This is a genomic window from Bacillus sp. SJZ110 (genome assembly GCF_006715455.1).
GTDB classification, from domain to species: domain Bacteria; phylum Bacillota; class Bacilli; order Bacillales; family Bacillaceae; genus Bacillus; species Bacillus subtilis.
This window is the reverse complement of record NZ_VFNF01000001.1, coordinates 665,421-683,406: the sequence shown is the minus strand read 5'-3', so window position 1 is coordinate 683,406 and position 17,986 is coordinate 665,421. Positions and strand designations below refer to the sequence as shown.

The window sequence follows — 17,986 nt, the reverse complement described above, 5'->3', positions numbered from 1 at the left end:
TCCTAAATAAGCTGGACCACGTCTTCTAATTGTTCATTTTTCGCCCAAGAGCAAATGTTTTTTCGGTGATATTTGTTAGAGTTCAGCCCTTTTAAGTAACAGCCTCCGCAATAGCCGCTGAACGGGCATTTGTCTTTCATGCAATGTTCGCTGAACCGCGGCGCTTGCGCTTGCCACAGTTTCTGGACGAGAGGGGAGTTAAAGATGCTTTCATAGGAATCATGAAAAATATTTCCCAATGAAAATTCCTTTGGAAAGAGGGCGCAAGGACGTACTTCGCCGAACGGGCTGATCACAATGGACTTCCAGCCAGCGCCGCAATTTGCCGCGCGTTTTCTCTCATAAGGAATAATCGGAATCAGATCTTTAAACTCATCAATCACATTTTGCTCGTATTCCATAAACTTGCGGTGCTGCTCGGCGTCTTTCGTTGGATGGACAATATCCCTGCCTCTTCCGAAATCGTCAACCCAATTGTAAGAGAACGCCTTCGCCCCGAGATCCCGAACCTTTTGGGCCATATCGTGGATTTCCCACATGTTTTTTTCGAAGACAGACATGGCGACTCTGACAAATATACCGTGGTCACTCAACAATTTTATCGTTTTACAAGTTTGGGCAAAAGAGCCTTTTCTCCCTCTAAAGGAGTCATGGACCTCAGAATTGACACTATCAAGAGAAATGCCGACGATGATTTTTTGCTTGTAAGCCTTCAAAAGCTCCAAACTCTCTTTTCGCATGAGTGTTCCGTTTGTTAAGACAGCGACTTTTTTGAACTTTTTACACACATAGTCAAGAATCTCATTGGCGTTTGGATGGACAAAAATTTCTCCGCCTGTGATTTCGCATGTCAATACACCGTTATCAAACAGCATATCAGCCGTTTTTTTGAATTGCTCAATCGACACGGTGCCGAGCGCTTCAGGTGAGCTTTCCAAATAACAGTGGGCGCATTTCAAATTACAGCGGTGCGTCAGTTCAAAGGTGGCGTGGAGCGGCATCGGAAATTCATTGCTTCCGCTCGTGGTGATTGTATGGCGGCTGGCCCGGTTTCCAAGCTGAATAACCTGCTTGTTCTGGAGCATGTTGAGCATGTCGTAATACCAATCTTTATGGTCTTCCGGTGATTCATCATACACTGCACATTGCTCAGCTAAAATCTGCTCAGCTGTTTTTTGGCCATCCATGCGCATGCAGAGCTCGTAAGCCGTTTTGTTGAGATCCAAATACTCAAAGTCAGAAATGGAGACATTATCGCGCAAGTAGTCGATTTCTAACACGCCGCCCTCAGGAAGCTGGTGAACTCTTACACTTTCATTAATAAATGGAAACATCTGCTCTATAAACAAAATACCATCCCCTATACATATGATTCAAATGAAAAACGGTTGTGTATGTATATCCAAGAGGTAGATTTTAGTTAAAAGTTGTAATTTACTTAAAAAGGGCATAGTAGAATGACTATGCCCTTTTGGGAGATCCTTACCCCCATAGACCGAATAGACCTGTTGCACCGGCAATTTCAAAATCAGGGATAGGACCGTCCACTAGACAAGCGGCTCCGATCGAGCATGTTGCACAACCTTTGTTTTCTACAATGACAGCTTTTTTCATAATTGAATCCTCCCTTTTTTTGTTTTTCTAGCAGATCTATGTTGTACTTTTATCTTAAAACTATCAAATTACTAATTCAATACATATAATTTGAAAAAAATGTGAAAAGGAAATGATAGATTTCGGAAAAATGTAACATTTCCTAAAGGTAATTAGTGATATGATTTTCTCTTCTATATAAGGAAATGCTTTTTATGAGGTTTATCTTCAAATCTGATGAGCAATGATGGTAAGATAGAAGCAGTTGAAGTTTACAAACCGAATGATTATACTATTCAAGTCAAAGTGGAATGATGAAAAGGACGTGTCAGAATGAAGCAAGAGACACCGATAACACTCCATGTGAAGTCTGTGATCGAGGATGACGGAAACCAAGAAGTCATCGAATTCCGCACCACCGGATTTTACTATGTAAAACAAAATAAAGTGTATCTATCTTATTATGAAGAACACGACTTAGGCAAAGTCAAAACGATTGTGAAAGTAAGCGAAGGCGAAGTCCTGGTCATGAGGTCAGGCGCTGTCAAAATGAATCAGCGTTTCGTAACGGGAGCTTCCACAATTGCTAAATATAAAATGTCATTTGGTGAGCTTGAGCTGAAAACAAGCACAAAATCGATTCAATCTGATCTCGATGAAGAAAAAGGCCGTATCAGCATCGCATATGACATGCATGTCGGAGACGAGCAGGAGCATTTACATAATATGACGATCACGTATGAGGGAGGAACTCACGCATGAACATTGCGGAACAAATGAAGGACGTGCTGAAAGAAGAAATCAAAGCGGCCGTTCTGAAAGCGGGACTGGCTGAAGAAAGCCAGATTCCCAATGTTGTTTTAGAAACACCGAAAGATAAAACACACGGCGACTACTCAACGAATATGGCGATGCAGCTGGCAAGAGTGGCAAAAAAAGCGCCGCGTCAAATCGCTGAAGAGATTGTCGCTCATTTTGATAAAGGAAAGGCTTCGATTGAAAAACTGGATATCGCCGGCCCGGGTTTTATCAATTTCTATATGAACAATCAATATTTAACAAAGCTGATTCCGTCTGTACTGGAAGCAGGGGAAGCATACGGGGAAACAAACATCGGAAACGGTGAACGAGTTCAGGTAGAATTCGTATCAGCGAATCCGACGGGAGACCTTCACCTCGGGCATGCGCGCGGGGCGGCTGTCGGCGATTCCTTGTGCAACGTGCTTTCAAAAGCGGGTTACGATGTAAGCCGCGAATACTACATTAACGATGCGGGAAACCAAATCAACAATCTGGCGCTTTCTGTTGAAGTCCGTTACTTTGAAGCGCTCGGATTGGAAAAACCGATGCCGGAGGATGGCTACCGCGGCGAGGATATCATTGCGATCGGAAAGCGTCTCGCTGAGGAATACGGTGACCGTTTCGTTAACGAAGAGGAAAGTGAACGCCTCGCGTTTTTCCGTGAATACGGCCTGAAATACGAGCTGGACAAGCTTCGCAAGGACTTGGAAAACTTCCGTGTGCCGTTTGATGTGTGGTATTCCGAAACTTCACTGTACCAAAATGGAAAAATCGACACGGCGCTTGAAGCGCTCCGCGAAAAAGGCCATGTCTATGAAGAAGACGGCGCGACTTGGTTCCGTTCCACGACGTTCGGCGATGATAAAGACCGCGTATTGATCAAGAAGGACGGCACGTACACGTACCTGCTTCCTGATATCGCGTATCATAAGGACAAGCTTGACCGCGGCTTTGATAAGCTGATCAACGTTTGGGGCGCCGATCACCACGGCTACATCCCTCGTATGAAAGCGGCAATCGAAGCGCTGGGCTATGAAAAAGGAACGCTTGAAGTAGAAATCATTCAGCTCGTTCACCTTTACAAAAACGGCGAGAAAATGAAAATGAGCAAACGGACCGGTAAAGCCGTAACGATGCGTGACCTGATTGAAGAAGTCGGCTTGGATGCCGTTCGTTACTTCTTTGCAATGCGAAGTGCGGACACCCATATGGATTTTGACTTAGATCTTGCTGTATCAACATCTAACGAAAACCCTGTGTATTATGCACAATATGCGCATGCCCGTATTTGCAGCATGCTTCGCCAAGGGGAAGAGCTGGGACTTAAACCGGCGGCAGATCTTGATTTCAGCCATATTCAATCAGAAAAAGAATACGATCTGCTGAAAACGATCGGCGGCTTCCCAGAGGCAGTGGCGGAAGCAGCGGAAAAACGAATTCCGCACCGTGTCACAAACTATATTTATGATCTGGCTTCTGCTCTGCACAGCTTCTACAACGCAGAGAAAGTCATCGACCCTGAAAATGAAGAGAAGAGCCGCGCGCGCCTGGCTTTAATGAAGGCAACGCAAATTACGCTGAACAATGCGCTTCAGCTGATCGGCGTATCGGCTCCGGAAAAAATGTAATCACGATCAAAAGGGCAAAGTCTTCGGGCTTTGTCCTTTTTTTATGAGAAAAACGTGTGATGTAATTCACAATCCTGTTTGGCGAGTTTTTGTATGATAAGACTGATTATTGAATCATTGAAAGGGGCAAGCCAAATGATCAACCGTCAACACATTCAATTATCGTTACAGTCATTAAGCTTGGTGGCAGGGTTTATGGTTTGGGTGCTGATTTCATCACTCATTTCCCAAATCACATTAGATATTCATTTAAGCAAGGGTGAGATTTCTTTGGTGACGGCGATTCCTGTGATCCTCGGGTCGCTTCTCCGCATTCCTTTAGGGTATTTAACGAACAGGTTTGGCGCGCGGCTCATGTTTATGGTCAGCTTCATCCTGCTTTTATTTCCTGTATTTTGGATCAGTATCGCGGACTCTCTGTTTGATTTAATCGCAGGCGGCTTTTTCTTAGGGATCGGGGGAGCGGTGTTTTCCATTGGAGTGACCTCCCTCCCGAAATATTATCCGAAAGAAAAGCACGGTGTCGTCAATGGGATTTACGGTGCAGGAAATATCGGGACAGCCGTTACGACATTTGCAGCGCCGGTTATCGCTCAAGCCGTCGGGTGGAAATCAACCGTGCAGATGTATCTGGTTTTGCTGGCTGTCTTTGCCTTACTGCACGTTTTGTTCGGCGACAGGCATGAGAAGAAGGTCAAAGTTTCTGTTAAGACTCAAATCAAAGCCGTTTACCGAAATCATGTGCTATGGTTTCTGAGCCTGTTTTATTTTATTACGTTCGGTGCCTTTGTCGCCTTCACTATCTATCTGCCGAACTTTCTGGTCGAGCATTTTGGGCTGAATCCTGCAGATGCCGGCTTGTGGACGGCTGGCTTTATTGCGGTTTCTACGCTGCTCAGGCCTGCGGGTGGATTCCTGGCTGATAAAATGAGCCCGCTCCGCATCTTAATGTTTGTTTTTGCCGGGCTTACATTATCAGGTATTATCCTATCGTTCTCGCCGACAATTGGCCTTTATACGTTTGGATCATTAACCGTGGCCGTCTGCTCAGGCATAGGAAACGGGACTGTTTTTAAACTGGTGCCTTTCTATTTTTCCAAGCAAGCGGGGATTGCCAATGGGATTGTGTCTGCCATGGGCGGATTAGGCGGCTTTTTTCCTCCGCTCATATTGGCGAGTGTGTTTCAGGCAACAGGCCAGTACGCGATCGGGTTTATGGCGCTTTCAGAGGTGGCGTTAGCCAGTTTTGTCCTTGTCATATGGATGTATTGGCAGGAAAGAATGAAAACACACACGGAGAGAAACAGCCAGAGCATCAACTAACACTGGGGCATTCACAAGATTGTTAGTTTTTTCTCGATGGGTACAAATCAATTCACGTTACAATAAACACACAACGTGACTTTCTTCGAGGTGAGCTCATGAATTTTCTCTCTGTTCGACCATCTGATAGTGATCTTATTTCCAGCGATCTGCATGAATTGCTGGAATCGATCAGCACGAAAAGAAAAATGGAAAAACACACGTATTTGTTTCGAGAAGGAATGGATGCAGAAGAGCTTTATCTGATTCAATCAGGACTCATTGAAATCGGCAAGCTGACATCTGATGGAAAAGACCTGACGCTTAGAATCTGCCAAAAGCATGATATCGTCGGAGAATTAACACTTTTCACTGAAGAACCAAGGTATATGCTCAGTGCAAAAGTGCTAGAGGATGGCGAGGTGCTCGTCATTAATAAAAATAAGCTGGAAAAAGAATTAATCCAAAACGGCGCTTTGACATTTGAGTTCATGAAATGGATGAGCACGCACCTCCGGAAGATTCAGTCCAAAATCAGGGATCTGCTTCTTCATGGCAAAAAGGGGGCGCTCTATTCTACCCTTATCCGCTTATCAAACAGCTACGGAGTGGAGCGAAGCGACGGCATTCTGATTAACATTGTCCTGACAAATCAGGATTTGGCAAAGTTTTGTGCGGCTGCACGGGAAAGCATCAACCGTATGCTGGGAGATCTCCGCAAAAAAGGGGTTATTTCGATAGACGAATCCGGAAAAATTATTTTGCACAAGCGGGACTATTTACGATGTGAGATTGAGTGTGAAAATTGCCCGCTGGAGATTTGCAATATTGACTGAAAAAAACAAGGACAGCGGTGTCCTTGTTTTTTTACCTTGTCATAAAGAGGCACATGACGGCAAAAAAGAAGCAGGCATTCACGATTTCCAGAATGCCAATCGTTTTTACGGGCCAATCCCTTCCATGAAAAAACCATGCCCGCAAGCTGCTCGGGATAAAAGCGAGAAACGCCCATCCTGCTCCGAAAAGAGCGGATAAAAAGGGGAGCAGCAGGTGATATCCCCATGACCAGTATGCAAATGTCCTGTTTTTTCTTTCACGAATCACCGATTTCACATAAAAGGAACTCCCGATAAAAAATAAAGCAGACTGCAAGAAAATAAACCAAGCCCAGCCGTCGAGGGTTCCCATCCCCAGCCAGCAGCTCGTAAACCCGCCCGAACAAAAGAACAAGACACCTGCAACATCATTCAATAGGGCTCGTTCGTTTTTTCTGCGGGCAAAATACATATGTATGAGAAACAGCGGCAGTAAAGAAACGCCCACCCAGATGAGAGGCGGCTTATGAAAGACCGAGATCATCAAAAAGCAGCAGGCGGGAAAACCGTAATAACACATCCACTTTTGATATGGTTTGCTTTGTTTCTTTTTTAAGGCAAGCGTAACGGGATAAACCGCTAAGTATAGGAAAAGCCAGCCTAGGAAGAGCGGAATATGCCAAATAACGGGGCCTCCCTTGGCCATGCCGAGTAAAAATGGGATCAGCAGCATCGCCCACGCGCCGTGCTGCTTCGGAATCAGCGCCTTCATCGAAATCCTCCTTTTTTCTTTCATTATAAATGCAGTCACCCTCCTGATAAGTGACATTCATCATACAGGCTGTGAAATACATCACTGCTGTACAGGCTCAGTCGAGCTACACTAAAGCTATCCTTAGCACAGGAGGTTTTCCTATGAATCAGTGTGACTATTTATTATTTCTGAAACAACTTCCTATGTTTAATGAAGTGCCTCTATCCATTGTCGAAACCTTGCTGAAAAACGGCACGTTTATCCGCGGCTCATGTGATCAGTCTCCATCTTTTCTTCATTCTCAATCTGTTTATATTGTATTAAAAGGCAGTGTCCGTTTCGTGGACAGCAGGCTCCCTGAAGGGTCGAAAACCGTTGCGCTGTGGGAAAAAGGCGATGTGTTTCCGATTGATGAAAAAGGCGGGCTTTATTTATCGCCCTTTATCTCAGTCAATGCCACTTCAGACATTCTGATTCTCAATATCCCATATTACATATTTAAGAAAATGATGTCTTACCATCCGCAGCTGCAAATGAACTTTTTGGCTATGCTTCAGCAAAATGTTTTTTGTTCCTATCAATTATTTTTGCGGTATCTGCATACATCACAGGATGAAAACGCTGAGCCCGGTTCTTAAATAGAGCCGGTTTTTTTTGATCTTTGAATGAAAGGCGGCTAATGACCCAAGCGTCCTGCCTGAACGCAGCCTTCCTCACATCCTGTGAAAATCCTTCCTTCTCCTTTGTGTGAACATTTTGTGAAAAAAGCAGAGTGTGTGACATAGTTCACAAGGAAACACGCTGTCTCTGTTTATAGTGAACTTAGCATCACCTGACTCGGAAGGAGTGAACTCTCATGAAGAAAAAGAAAAGGAGTCCGTTGTTTAGGAGATTGAATTATTTCTCTCCTATCGAACACCATTCAAATAAACATAGCCAAACCACCCGCGAAGATCGCGATTGGGAGAATGTATACAGAAACAGATGGCAGTACGACAAAGTCGTTCGCTCCACCCACGGCGTTAACTGTACAGGGTCTTGCAGTTGGAATATTTATGTCAAAAACGGAATTGTCACGTGGGAAGGGCAAAATTTGAATTATCCATCAACAGGCCCGGATATGCCTGATTTTGAACCGAGAGGCTGCCCGCGGGGGGCCAGTTTTTCATGGTATATCTACAGCCCGCTGCGTGTGAAATATCCATACGTGCGCGGTGTACTGATTAATTTATGGCGGGAGGCACTGCAAGAACATCAAAATCCATTGGACGCCTGGAAATCGATCGTCGAAAACCCTGAAAAAGCGAAGTCCTATAAACAGGCGAGAGGGAAAGGCGGTTTTGTGCGCGCTGAATGGCCGGAGGTGCTGAAGCTGATTTCAGCCTCTCTGCTGTATACAGTGATGAAATACGGGCCTGACAGAAACGTCGGTTTTTCTCCGATTCCGGCCATGTCCATGATCAGCCATGCATCAGGCTCCCGGTTTATGTCGTTAATCGGAGGCCCTATGCTCAGTTTTTATGACTGGTATGCGGATCTTCCACCAGCATCCCCGCAAATTTGGGGTGACCAGACGGACGTTCCGGAAAGCAGTGATTGGTACAATTCCGGCTATATCATCACATGGGGCTCCAACGTTCCGTTAACGAGAACGCCTGACGCGCATTTTTTGGCGGAGGCCCGATATAAAGGCGCTAAGGTCATTTCGATCAGTCCGGATTTTGCGGAATCCTCAAAGTTCGCGGATGACTGGCTGAGTATTCGCCAAGGGACTGACGGGGCACTTGCGATGGCGATGGGTCATGTCATTCTGCAGGAATTTTACGTGAACCAAGAAACTGAACGTTTTATTGAGTACGCGAAGCAATACACTGATTTTCCATTTCTCGTCACCCTGTCAAAAGAAAATGGCGTATACACAGCGGGACGGTTTCTGCATGCGAAGGACATCGGGCGGAAGACAAAGCATGATCAGTGGAAGCCTGCGGTTTGGGATGAACAGACAAGTTCATTTGCCATACCCCAAGGGACAATGGGCTCGCGCTGGGACGGGCAGCAGAAATGGAACCTGCACATGATTGATGAAGAAACCGGGGAACCGATTGAACCCCGTCTCTCTGTGCTGGGAATAGAGGACGAAATCGGCACGGTGCGCATCCCGTATTTTTCAAATGACGGAAACAAAGTGCTCGAGCGGGATCTTCCTATTAAAAAAATGAACCTGAACGGTGAAGAAACGTACATCACGACCGTGTTTGACTTGATACTGGCTAACTACGGCGTGAACCGGGGTATCGGCGAACGATCGGCTGTCTCCTATGATGATCCTGAGCCGTTTACGCCTGCCTGGCAGGAACAAATGACAGGAATCAAAAAAGAAGCTGTCGTTAAGATTGCCAGAGAGTTTGCCCAAAATGCGATCGATACAGACGGCCGGTCCATGATTATCGTAGGGGCCGGCATTAACCATTGGTTCAACTCCGACACGATCTACCGAGCGGTGTTAAATCTTGTTTTACTTGTAGGCGCCCAAGGCGTAAACGGCGGAGGCTGGGCCCATTACGTGGGGCAGGAAAAGCTCCGACCTGCTGAAGGGTGGCAGACGATTGCAACTGCAAAGGACTGGGAGGGCGTGCCCAAGCTGCAAAACGGCACCTCATTTTTCTACTTTGCGACAGATCAGTGGCGTTATGAGGACCAGCCGATCAGTGATTTGGCATCGCCGATTGCTGCGTCATCCCGCTACAAGCACCACGCTGATTACAATGTGCTGGCCGCGCGGCTGGGGTGGCTTCCGTCTTACCCGACTTTCAATCAAAATGGCATCGATCTGTATAAAGAAGCTAAAAAAGCAGGGGCAGAAACACCTGAAGACGTTGGTGCGTACGTGGCCTCACAGCTCCTAGAGAAAAAACTGAAATTCGCGATTGAAGATCCTGATAATGAAGTGAATTTTCCAAGAAATCTCTTCGTATGGCGGGCAAATCTGATCTCAAGCTCAGGAAAAGGGCATGAATATTTTCTCAAGCATTTGCTGGGGACGACAAACGGCTTGATGAATGACGATAGCGACAGCATCCGCCCTGAAGAAATCAAATGGCGGGAGCAGGCGCCGGAAGGAAAGCTCGACTTGTTAATCAATCTTGACTTCCGAATGGCCGGTACGGCGCTGTATTCCGATATCGTGCTGCCGGCGGCGACATGGTATGAAAAACACGATCTCAGCAGCACAGATATGCATCCGTTCATTCATCCATTTGCTCCTGCGATCTCGGCTCCGTGGGAATCGAAGTCAGACTGGGATATTTTCAAGGCGCTGTCAAAAGCCGTTTCCGATCTGGCAGAAGAAGTCGATATGGAGCCCGTGAAAGAAGTGGTTGCGACGCCGCTCCTCCATGACACCATGCAGGAATTGGCCCAGCCATTCGGCAAAATCAATGACTGGAGCAAAGGCGAATGTGAAGCCATTCCGGGAAAAACGATGCCGAACATCCAAGTCGTTGAACGGGATTACAAACACATTTTTCATAAAATGACTGCACTTGGTCCGAACGTTGCTTTAAAGCCGAGCGGAACAAAAGGGATGAGCTGGTCAATAGCCGATGAATATGAATCACTCAAACAGAGATTGGGAGAAATCACCTCGGACAGTGTCGCAAAGGGATGTCCAAATATAAGTGAAGCAAAGCAGGCAGCAGAAGCGATTTTAACCCTATCATCCACTTCGAATGGAAAGGTCGCAGTAAAAGCATGGGAATCACTTGAAAACATCACGAACCTGAAGCTGAAAGACCTGGCGGAAGAACGCGAGGAAGAATGCTTTACGTTCGAACAAATTACAGCCCAGCCGAAAACGGTGATCACGTCTCCAGCGTTTTCCGGCTCTGAAAAAGGAGGACGCAGGTATTCGCCGTTTACAACAAATGTTGAAAAATTAATTCCGTGGCGGACGCTGACAGGCAGACAATCCTATTATGTCGATCATGAACTGATGATGGAATTCGGTGAAACGATGGCGACATTCAAACCGATCCTCCAGCATCGCCCGTTTCTGAGCAAGCGGCCTGATCAAGAGGGAAAAGAAATCGTCCTCAATTATTTGACGCCGCATAATAAATGGTCTGTCCACAGCATGTATTTTGATTCTCTGCCAATGCTGACGCTGTTCCGCGGCGGGCCAACCGTGTGGATGAATAAAGATGATGCAGAGGACACGGATATCAAAGACAACGATTGGATTGAATGCTTTAACCGAAACGGTGTTGTCGTCGCGAGAGCCGTTTTGTCTCATCGGATTCCTAAAGGAATGGCGTTTATGCACCATGCCCAGGACCGCCACATCAACGTGCCCGGCACAAAGCTGACGAATAACCGCGGAGGCACCCATAACAGCCCGACAAGGATTCACGTCAAGCCGACACAGATGATCGGTGGCTACGCCCAGCTCAGCTACGGCTTTAATTATTACGGTCCAACGGGGAATCAGCGCGACCTGAACGTCGTCATCCGCAAGCTGAAGGAGGTCGATTGGCTTGAAGATTAAAGCGCAAATCGGTATGGTCATGAACTTGGATAAATGCATCGGCTGCCACACGTGCAGCGTCACTTGCAAAAACACGTGGACAAACCGTTCCGGTGCGGAATATATGTACTTCAATAATGTAGAAACAAAGCCGGGCATCGGCTACCCGAAGCAATGGGAGGACCAGGACAAATATAAAGGCGGCTGGACATTGAAAAAAGGAAAGCTCGAGCTGAAATCGGGCTCGAAAACCAATCGGCTTGCAGGCCTTTTCTATAATCCGAATCAGCCGTCGATTGATGATTACTATGAGCCCTGGAACTATGATTATGAAACATTAACGAACAGCCCGCAGAAAAAACACCAGCCGGTAGCACGCCCGAAATCGTCCTTGACGGGGGATTTTATGAATATCGAATGGGGACCGAACTGGGAGGATGATCTCGCGGGCGGCCACATAACGGGACTTGAAGATCCCAACGTACAAAAGATGGAGGAATCGATCAAAACAGAATTCGATGAGGTCTTTATGATGTATTTGCCCCGTATTTGCGAGCACTGCATCAACCCGGCGTGCGTTTCCTCCTGTCCATCCGGCGCCATGTATAAACGCGAGGAGGATGGCATTGTGCTTGTGGATCAAAACGCATGCCGTTCATGGAGATATTGCGTCTCATCCTGTCCTTATAAAAAAGTCTATTTTAACTGGCAAACGAACAAAGCGGAAAAATGCACACTCTGCTTTCCGCGTTTGGAGGCGGGACTGCCGACCATCTGCTCTGAGACGTGTGTTGGCAGAATCCGCTACCTCGGCGTCATGCTTTACGATGCGGACAAAGTGGAGGAAGCGGCATCTGTTGAAAATGAAAAGGATCTCTACCATTCCCAATTGGACGTTTTTCTTGATCCAAATGATCCTGAGGTTGCCAAACTGGCAAAAGAACAAGGCATTCCGGCTGAATGGATAGAGGCTGCGCAGCAATCGCCGATCTATAAAATGATCATTGACTGGAAGATTGCGCTGCCGCTTCATCCTGAGTACCGCACGCTGCCAATGGTGTGGTACATTCCGCCGCTCAGTCCGATTATGAATCTCTTTGAAGGAAAAGGCAGCCGGCAATCCGCGGAAGATATTTTTCCGGCTATCGACCAAATGAGAATCCCGATAGATTATTTGGCGCAGCTGTTAACAGCCGGTGATACGGATCATATTCGGTCAACGTTAAAGAAAATGTCTGTCATGCGCCAGTATATGAGAGCGATCCAGACGAATAAATCAATCGACCCGGAACTGATCTCCAGTGTCGGCTTAACAGAACAGCAAATTGAAGATATGTATCGGCTGCTTGCGATTGCCAAATATGATGACCGCTTTGTGATACCGAGCAGTCATCGAGAAGAAGTTTCAGATTTATATGCTGAACAAGGGAGCTGCGGCTTATCATTTTCAGGCGGCCCCGGCTCCTGTTTCTAACTTTTGATAAATGAGGTGTAACAAGATGAACACCACAGACCGGCAAATTACGTTCTCCGCTCTTTCCTCTCTTCTCTCTTATCCGGATGAAGAGTGGAGAGCCGAGATTCCCGATTGGAAGGCTCTTATCCATGAAATCAGCAACCGGCAAATCCGGGAGAAGCTGCTGCACTTTTTCGAGGCGTCAGCCAGCTTTTCACCGGAAGAGCTGATTGAACACTATGTCTATACGTTCGACTTTGGGAAAAAAACAAATATGTATGTCACCTACTTTAACTCGGGCGAGCAAAGGGAACGCGGCATTGAATTGCTGCATTTAAAAAACACATACGAGCAATCCGGTTTCCTGCCGACAGAGAAAGAGCTGCCTGATTATCTGCCGCTGATGCTGGAATTTGCTGCGGCTGCAGAAATTGAAGCAGCGAGAAGCGTGTTTGAGAAATATCTGTCCAATGTGAGGGAGCTGGCATCCCGTCTCGAAAAAAATGACAGTATATACGCTGAACTGCTGCACGTGCTGCTGGCCGCGCTTGAAAACATCGGCGTACGTGAAAGCGTTGAAGGGGCTGTTCAGGCATGAGCGGGCAGATCCTCTGGGGTATTATGCCATACATTGTATTGACGATCTTTATCGGCGGCCATATTTACCGCTACCAGCATGACCAATTTGGCTGGACGGCGAAATCAAGCGAGCTGTTAGAAAAGAAAAAACTTGCGGCGGGCAGCACACTTTTTCACTGGGGACTGCTGTGCGTTGTCGGCGGGCATGTCATGGGGATTCTGATCCCGGAAGGCGTGTATGCTTCCCTTGGCATTTCAGAGCATATGTATCACAAAATGGCGATTGGCGCTGGCTTGCCAGCGGGCATTGCGGCATGTACCGGACTTGTCATCCTGACGTACAGAAGGCTGTTTGACAAAAGAATCCGCAAAACGAGCTCGCCATCCGATATCCTTACGCTCCTCCTGCTGCTGTTCATGATGCTGTCAGGCGTTGCGGCCACGTTTCTCAACATTGATTCGAAAGGATTTGATTACCGGACCACAGTCGGGCCCTGGTTCAGGGAAATCGTTTTGTTCAGGCCTGACGCCTCTTTGATGGAGAGTGTCCCGCTATGGTTTAAGTTTCATATTGTGATAGGATACGTCGTTTTTATCCTGTGGCCGTTTACGAGATTGGTTCATGTGTTCAGTCTGCCGCTCAAGTATCTGACCCGCAGCTACGTTGTATATCGGAAACGCTCGTGAAAATCCCCCTTGAAAGAGGGGGATTTTTTTCTTGATGAAAACATAAGATATCTTCTGCAAAGGTAATGGCTGGGCGGCTGGGAATCCTGTTATGTTTGTATATGGAAATAACATCAAGGATTTTATTCATTTTAAACCGGCGGAACAGCAGATTATGACTCAGCCTGACTAACTCCTTATATCTTTCTGATCAATTTCCCGTTTTATATATTTTCTCTCATCAGAATGGGTATCAAATTCACTCTATCCACCGTATTTGCAGTCACAGCGCCGCCTCTTTTTCGGCGCTTGCCGGAGTGCTGAGCGGGTTCGGCCTGCCGTTCATGTTGTAGCATCAGGCTTCACTCGGCGTTGCCAATAGTCTTGCTTTATTTCTGCAGAAACGATGCGGATGAACCCCTTGACAGTTAGTTTTCTCTAAACCTCTCCTCCTTTGGCGGAGAGGTTATTTACTTACAAGGTTTATCGATTAGAAAAAAGAGGTAATACAGAGGTAATTGAATCAGATTGGAGAGAATCAGGATGCTGAAAAGGAGACTGGAATTTTTCTTTTTATATATGATGCTCATCGGGGCATATGTCATTTGGTTTTTTCCGGTTTCCAGGCTTGAGTTTTACGGAGGATTGCTTTGCTATATAAGCATTATTTTGTTCAGCATCTATTCATTAATTCTTGAAAACCGCACCTCGCAGCACACGCTGCTATGGATCCATATTCTTGTCTTTTTTCCAATCGCCGGCTACGTGTTTTATCTGTTTTCGGGACAGCTTTATGTAAAGGGAAAGCTGTTTAAGACAAAACGAATGTACAACAGGGAAAAGCTCAGGAAGCTGTTTGACAAGGAGGAAACGCCCGAAGTGACAGGGCTGAAGGACAATCAAGAGAGGTTCTTTACATATTCCATCAGGGCTGCCCATATGAATATCAATACGAAAAGCAACATCAAAGTGCTGAAAAACGGCGAAGAAACCTTCCCGGACATTTTCAAAGCGATGAGAAAAGCGGAATCTTACATACATATTGAATACTACATGTTTAAATCAGACATGCTCGGACGCGGCATGATGGACATTATGATGGAGAAAGCGCGCCAGGGTGTCGAGGTGAGGTTTTTATACGATGCGGCAGGAAGCATGAAGCTGGCAAGAAGAGATATTATGAGAATGAAACAAGCGGGGGTGGACATCGTCCCGTTTTCTCCGCTGAAATACGGGTTTTTCAACCAGAAGCTGAATTTCAGAAATCACCGGAAAATCGTGATCATCGATGGGAAAACCGGTTTTGTGGGCGGATTAAATGTTGGGAAGGAATATATCAGCAGAGATCCGTACATCGGATTTTGGAGAGATACACACCTGCGGCTTGAGGGGGAAATTGTGCAAACGCTCCACGCTATCTTTATGCTGGATTGGGAATACGTCTCCAATGAAGTGCTAATTGATCAAGAGGAGTACAATACCCCGGTTCCTGTGGAAGGAGGAGGCATTTATCAAATTGTCGCGACAGGCCCTGACATGAAGGAAAGCATGAGCGACCTTTATTATGAAATGATTTCTTCAGCGCAGAAATCAATATGGATCGCCACGCCCTATTTTGTCCCCAATGAATCCATTCGCACGGCGCTAAAAGCAGCGGCGACAAAGGGGGTAGAGGTAAGGGTTATGGTGCCGGAGAAGAACGACAGCTTTTTGACCCAATACGCGTCGAGGTCCTATTTCCCGGAGCTGCTTCTTGAGGGCATTGAAGTGTACTCCTACCAAAAAGGCTTCATGCATCAAAAAGTCATGATCATTGATGGTGATCTCGCCTCCGTCGGCACCGCGAATATGGACATGCGCAGCTTTCAGCTCAACTTTGAAGTGAATGTGTTCTTCACGGATGCCGAAGCGATCCGAATCCTTGAGACCCATTTTGAAGAGGATATGCAGGAAAGTGAAAAGCTCAGCCCTGTCGGCTTTTATAAAAGAGGCGTGGCTGACCGGACAAAAGAGTCATTTGCCCGCCTGTTTTCAGGTGTTCTGTAAGAAAAAAGAAATCTGATCTTTCAAAACAGCCCGTGTATAGTATAATTGAGAAATATTATCAGTTATTTATACATTGGGGGAAGATAGGGTGCTGAGGCAATTTTTTTCATATTATAAACCATATAAAACGTTGTTCTTTCTCGACTTTTTCTCAGCGATCGCGGGAGGTTTAATGGAGCTGAGTTTTCCTTTGATCGTCAATTATTTTATTGATACCTTGCTGCCGGGCAGGGACTGGGGGCTGATCATCGCGACCTCAATCGGGTTATTTGCGGTGTACGCGCTCAGCTCAGCTCTTCAGTATATCGTGACCTACTGGGGACACATGCTTGGTATCAATATTGAGACTGATATGAGAAAGTCGCTTTTTGACCATTTGCAAAAGCTCTCGTTCAAATTTTACGACAACAACAAGACGGGAACGCTGATGTCGAAGCTCACGAACGATTTAATGTATATCGGTGAAGTCGCCCATCACGGACCGGAAGACTTATTCATTGCGGTCATGACCATTCTCGGGGCGTTCGGAGTGATGCTGTTTATTAACTGGCAGCTTGCTTTATTAACGTTTATCATTATGCCGATCGTCATTTGGCTAGCGCTTTATTTCAACAAAAAAATGACCAAAGCATTTACCACGCTGAACAAGGATATCGGAGACTTCAGCGCGCGTGTAGAAAATAACATCGGCGGCATCCGGCTTGTGCAGGCGTTCGGAAATGAAGCGTTTGAAAAAGAACGTTTCGCCGTCAATAACCAGCGTTTCCGTGCCACAAAGCTTTCTTCCTACAAAATCATGGCGAAAAACGGTTCAATCAGCTATATGCTGACCCGGTTTGTCACGCTGTTTGTCCTTTTGTGCGGGACGTGGTTTGTCATTCGCGGCTCCTTATCGTACGGGGAATTCGTGGCGTTTGTGCTCCTGACAAATGTGCTGTTCAGGCCTATTGACAAAATTAATGCCATTATCGAAATGTATCCGAGGGGGATCGCGGGTTTCAAAAGCTATATGGAGCTCATGGAGACAGAGCCGGACATTCAGGATTCACCTGATGCGAAAGATGTTTCCGGCCTGAAGGGCAATATCCGCTATAAACATGTTTCGTTTGGCTATGATGGCCATCACAATGTCCTCAATGACATCAACCTATCCATTCAAGCGGGGGAAACGGTGGCGTTCGTCGGTCCGTCAGGTGCGGGGAAATCAACGCTTTGCAGTCTGCTTCCGCGTTTTTATGAAGCATCGGAGGGCTACATTACGATTGACGGGATCAGTATAAAAGACATGACGCTTTCTTCGTTGCGCGGGCAGATTGGCGTCGTGCAGCAGGACGTTTTCTTATTCTCGGGCACGCTTAGAGAAAATATCGCCTACGGCCGACTAGGCGCATCAGAAGAAGATATTTGGCAAGCTGTGAAGCAGGCGCATCTGGAAGAGCTCGTCCATAACATGCCCGATGGGTTGGATACTATGATTGGCGAACGCGGCGTGAAGCTTTCCGGCGGGCAAAAACAGCGTCTGTCAATTGCAAGGATGTTCTTGAAAAATCCGTCGATCTTGATTCTCGACGAAGCCACCTCAGCCCTTGATACAGAGACGGAAGCGGCGATCCAAAAGGCGCTTCAAGAGTTGTCTGAGGGGCGCACGACGCTTGTCATCGCCCACAGGCTGGCGACGATCAAAGACGCGGACAGAATTGTAGTTGTCACAAACAACGGTATTGAAGAACAAGGCCGTCATCAAGACCTGATCGAAGCCGGAGGCCTATACAGCAGGCTGCATCAAGCGCAATTCGGGCAAATTGTGCAGCGATAGGAGGAGAA

15 protein-coding genes and 1 pseudogene are annotated in these 17,986 nt (G+C 46.6%); 12 read left to right on the top strand and 4 right to left on the bottom strand.

Annotated elements, in window-relative coordinates:
* Positions 1-2: 2 nt before the first annotated feature.
* Genes albA through sboA form a run of 3 tightly spaced genes read right to left on the bottom strand, consistent with a single transcriptional unit; the run spans position 3 to position 1,614 of the window.
* A complete protein-coding gene (gene albA / locus FB592_RS03415) occupies positions 3-1,349 on the bottom strand; it encodes a subtilosin maturase AlbA (RefSeq protein WP_120027587.1) in 1,347 nt (448 codons plus the stop codon).
* Between the two features lie 24 nt (positions 1,350-1,373).
* Entirely contained in the window at positions 1,374-1,526 is a 153-nt protein-coding gene (gene sboX / locus FB592_RS03410) for a bacteriocin-like protein SboX (RefSeq protein ID WP_077670957.1), read from the bottom strand.
* On the bottom strand, positions 1,483-1,614 hold the full coding sequence (gene sboA, locus FB592_RS03405) for a subtilosin A (protein ID WP_003222002.1): 132 nt from the start codon (positions 1,612-1,614) through the stop codon (positions 1,483-1,485). The genes sboX and sboA overlap by 44 nt, the downstream gene beginning before the upstream one ends.
* Positions 1,615-1,926: 312 nt before the next feature.
* On the opposite strand from sboA, the gene FB592_RS03400 reads away from it, so the two are divergent.
* From FB592_RS03400 to fnr, 4 genes are all read left to right on the top strand, one after another.
* Positions 1,927-2,355 carry a YwiB family protein gene (locus FB592_RS03400; protein ID WP_003243604.1) on the top strand — a complete coding sequence of 143 codons (429 nt, stop codon included), beginning with the start codon at positions 1,927-1,929 and terminating at the stop codon, positions 2,353-2,355.
* Positions 2,352-4,022, top strand: coding sequence for an arginine--tRNA ligase (gene argS, locus FB592_RS03395; protein WP_021480835.1), 1,671 nt, complete (start codon positions 2,352-2,354; stop codon positions 4,020-4,022). Before FB592_RS03400 ends, argS begins: the two co-directional genes overlap by 4 nt.
* A gap of 135 nt (positions 4,023-4,157) precedes the next feature.
* The gene (gene narK / locus FB592_RS03390) at positions 4,158-5,345 is read left to right on the top strand and encodes a nitrate transporter NarK (protein ID WP_141949268.1); all 1,188 of its coding nucleotides are present in this window, start codon (positions 4,158-4,160) and stop codon (positions 5,343-5,345) included.
* A 98-nt stretch (positions 5,346-5,443) separates the two neighbouring features.
* On the top strand, positions 5,444-6,160 hold the full coding sequence (gene fnr / locus FB592_RS03385) for a fumarate/nitrate reduction transcriptional regulator Fnr (protein WP_014481215.1): 717 nt from the start codon (positions 5,444-5,446) through the stop codon (positions 6,158-6,160).
* Positions 6,161-6,191: 31 nt separating this feature from the next.
* On the opposite strand, the gene FB592_RS03380 is transcribed toward fnr, so the two are convergent.
* On the bottom strand, positions 6,192-6,911 hold the full coding sequence (locus tag FB592_RS03380; RefSeq protein ID WP_141949267.1) for a YwiC-like family protein: 720 nt from the start codon (positions 6,909-6,911) through the stop codon (positions 6,192-6,194).
* 143 nt (positions 6,912-7,054) lie between these two features.
* On the opposite strand from FB592_RS03380, the gene arfM reads away from it, so the two are divergent.
* From arfM to FB592_RS03340, 8 genes and pseudogenes are all read left to right on the top strand, one after another.
* Positions 7,055-7,531, top strand: a complete 477-nt coding sequence (arfM, locus tag FB592_RS03375; RefSeq protein WP_064671464.1) for a Crp/Fnr family transcriptional regulator ArfM — start codon at positions 7,055-7,057, stop codon at positions 7,529-7,531.
* A gap of 218 nt (positions 7,532-7,749) precedes the next feature.
* Positions 7,750-11,436: a nitrate reductase subunit alpha gene (locus tag FB592_RS03370; protein ID WP_141949266.1), complete on the top strand. Its 3,687-nt coding sequence runs from the start codon at positions 7,750-7,752 to the stop codon at positions 11,434-11,436.
* Positions 11,426-12,889: a nitrate reductase subunit beta gene (gene narH, locus FB592_RS03365; RefSeq protein ID WP_014481212.1), complete on the top strand. Its 1,464-nt coding sequence runs from the start codon at positions 11,426-11,428 to the stop codon at positions 12,887-12,889. The genes FB592_RS03370 and narH overlap by 11 nt, the downstream gene beginning before the upstream one ends.
* 25 nt (positions 12,890-12,914) lie before the next feature.
* Positions 12,915-13,469 (top strand): nitrate reductase molybdenum cofactor assembly chaperone, encoded by a 555-nt coding sequence (gene narJ / locus FB592_RS03360; RefSeq protein ID WP_038829822.1) that lies wholly within the window; start codon positions 12,915-12,917, stop codon positions 13,467-13,469.
* On the top strand, positions 13,466-14,137 hold the full coding sequence (narI, locus tag FB592_RS03355) for a respiratory nitrate reductase subunit gamma (RefSeq protein ID WP_003242665.1): 672 nt from the start codon (positions 13,466-13,468) through the stop codon (positions 14,135-14,137). Before narJ ends, narI begins: the two co-directional genes overlap by 4 nt.
* 183 nt (positions 14,138-14,320) lie before the next feature.
* Positions 14,321-14,555 (top strand): annotated as a pseudogene (locus FB592_RS21010) (YitT family protein); the annotation flags it as partial.
* A gap of 104 nt (positions 14,556-14,659) precedes the next feature.
* Positions 14,660-16,162 (top strand): cardiolipin synthase, encoded by a 1,503-nt coding sequence (cls, locus tag FB592_RS03345; protein WP_085185530.1) that lies wholly within the window; start codon positions 14,660-14,662, stop codon positions 16,160-16,162.
* An 88-nt stretch (positions 16,163-16,250) separates the two neighbouring features.
* The gene (locus tag FB592_RS03340) at positions 16,251-17,978 is read left to right on the top strand and encodes an ABC transporter ATP-binding protein (protein ID WP_047183341.1); all 1,728 of its coding nucleotides are present in this window, start codon (positions 16,251-16,253) and stop codon (positions 17,976-17,978) included.
* Positions 17,979-17,986: the final 8 nt, after the last annotated feature.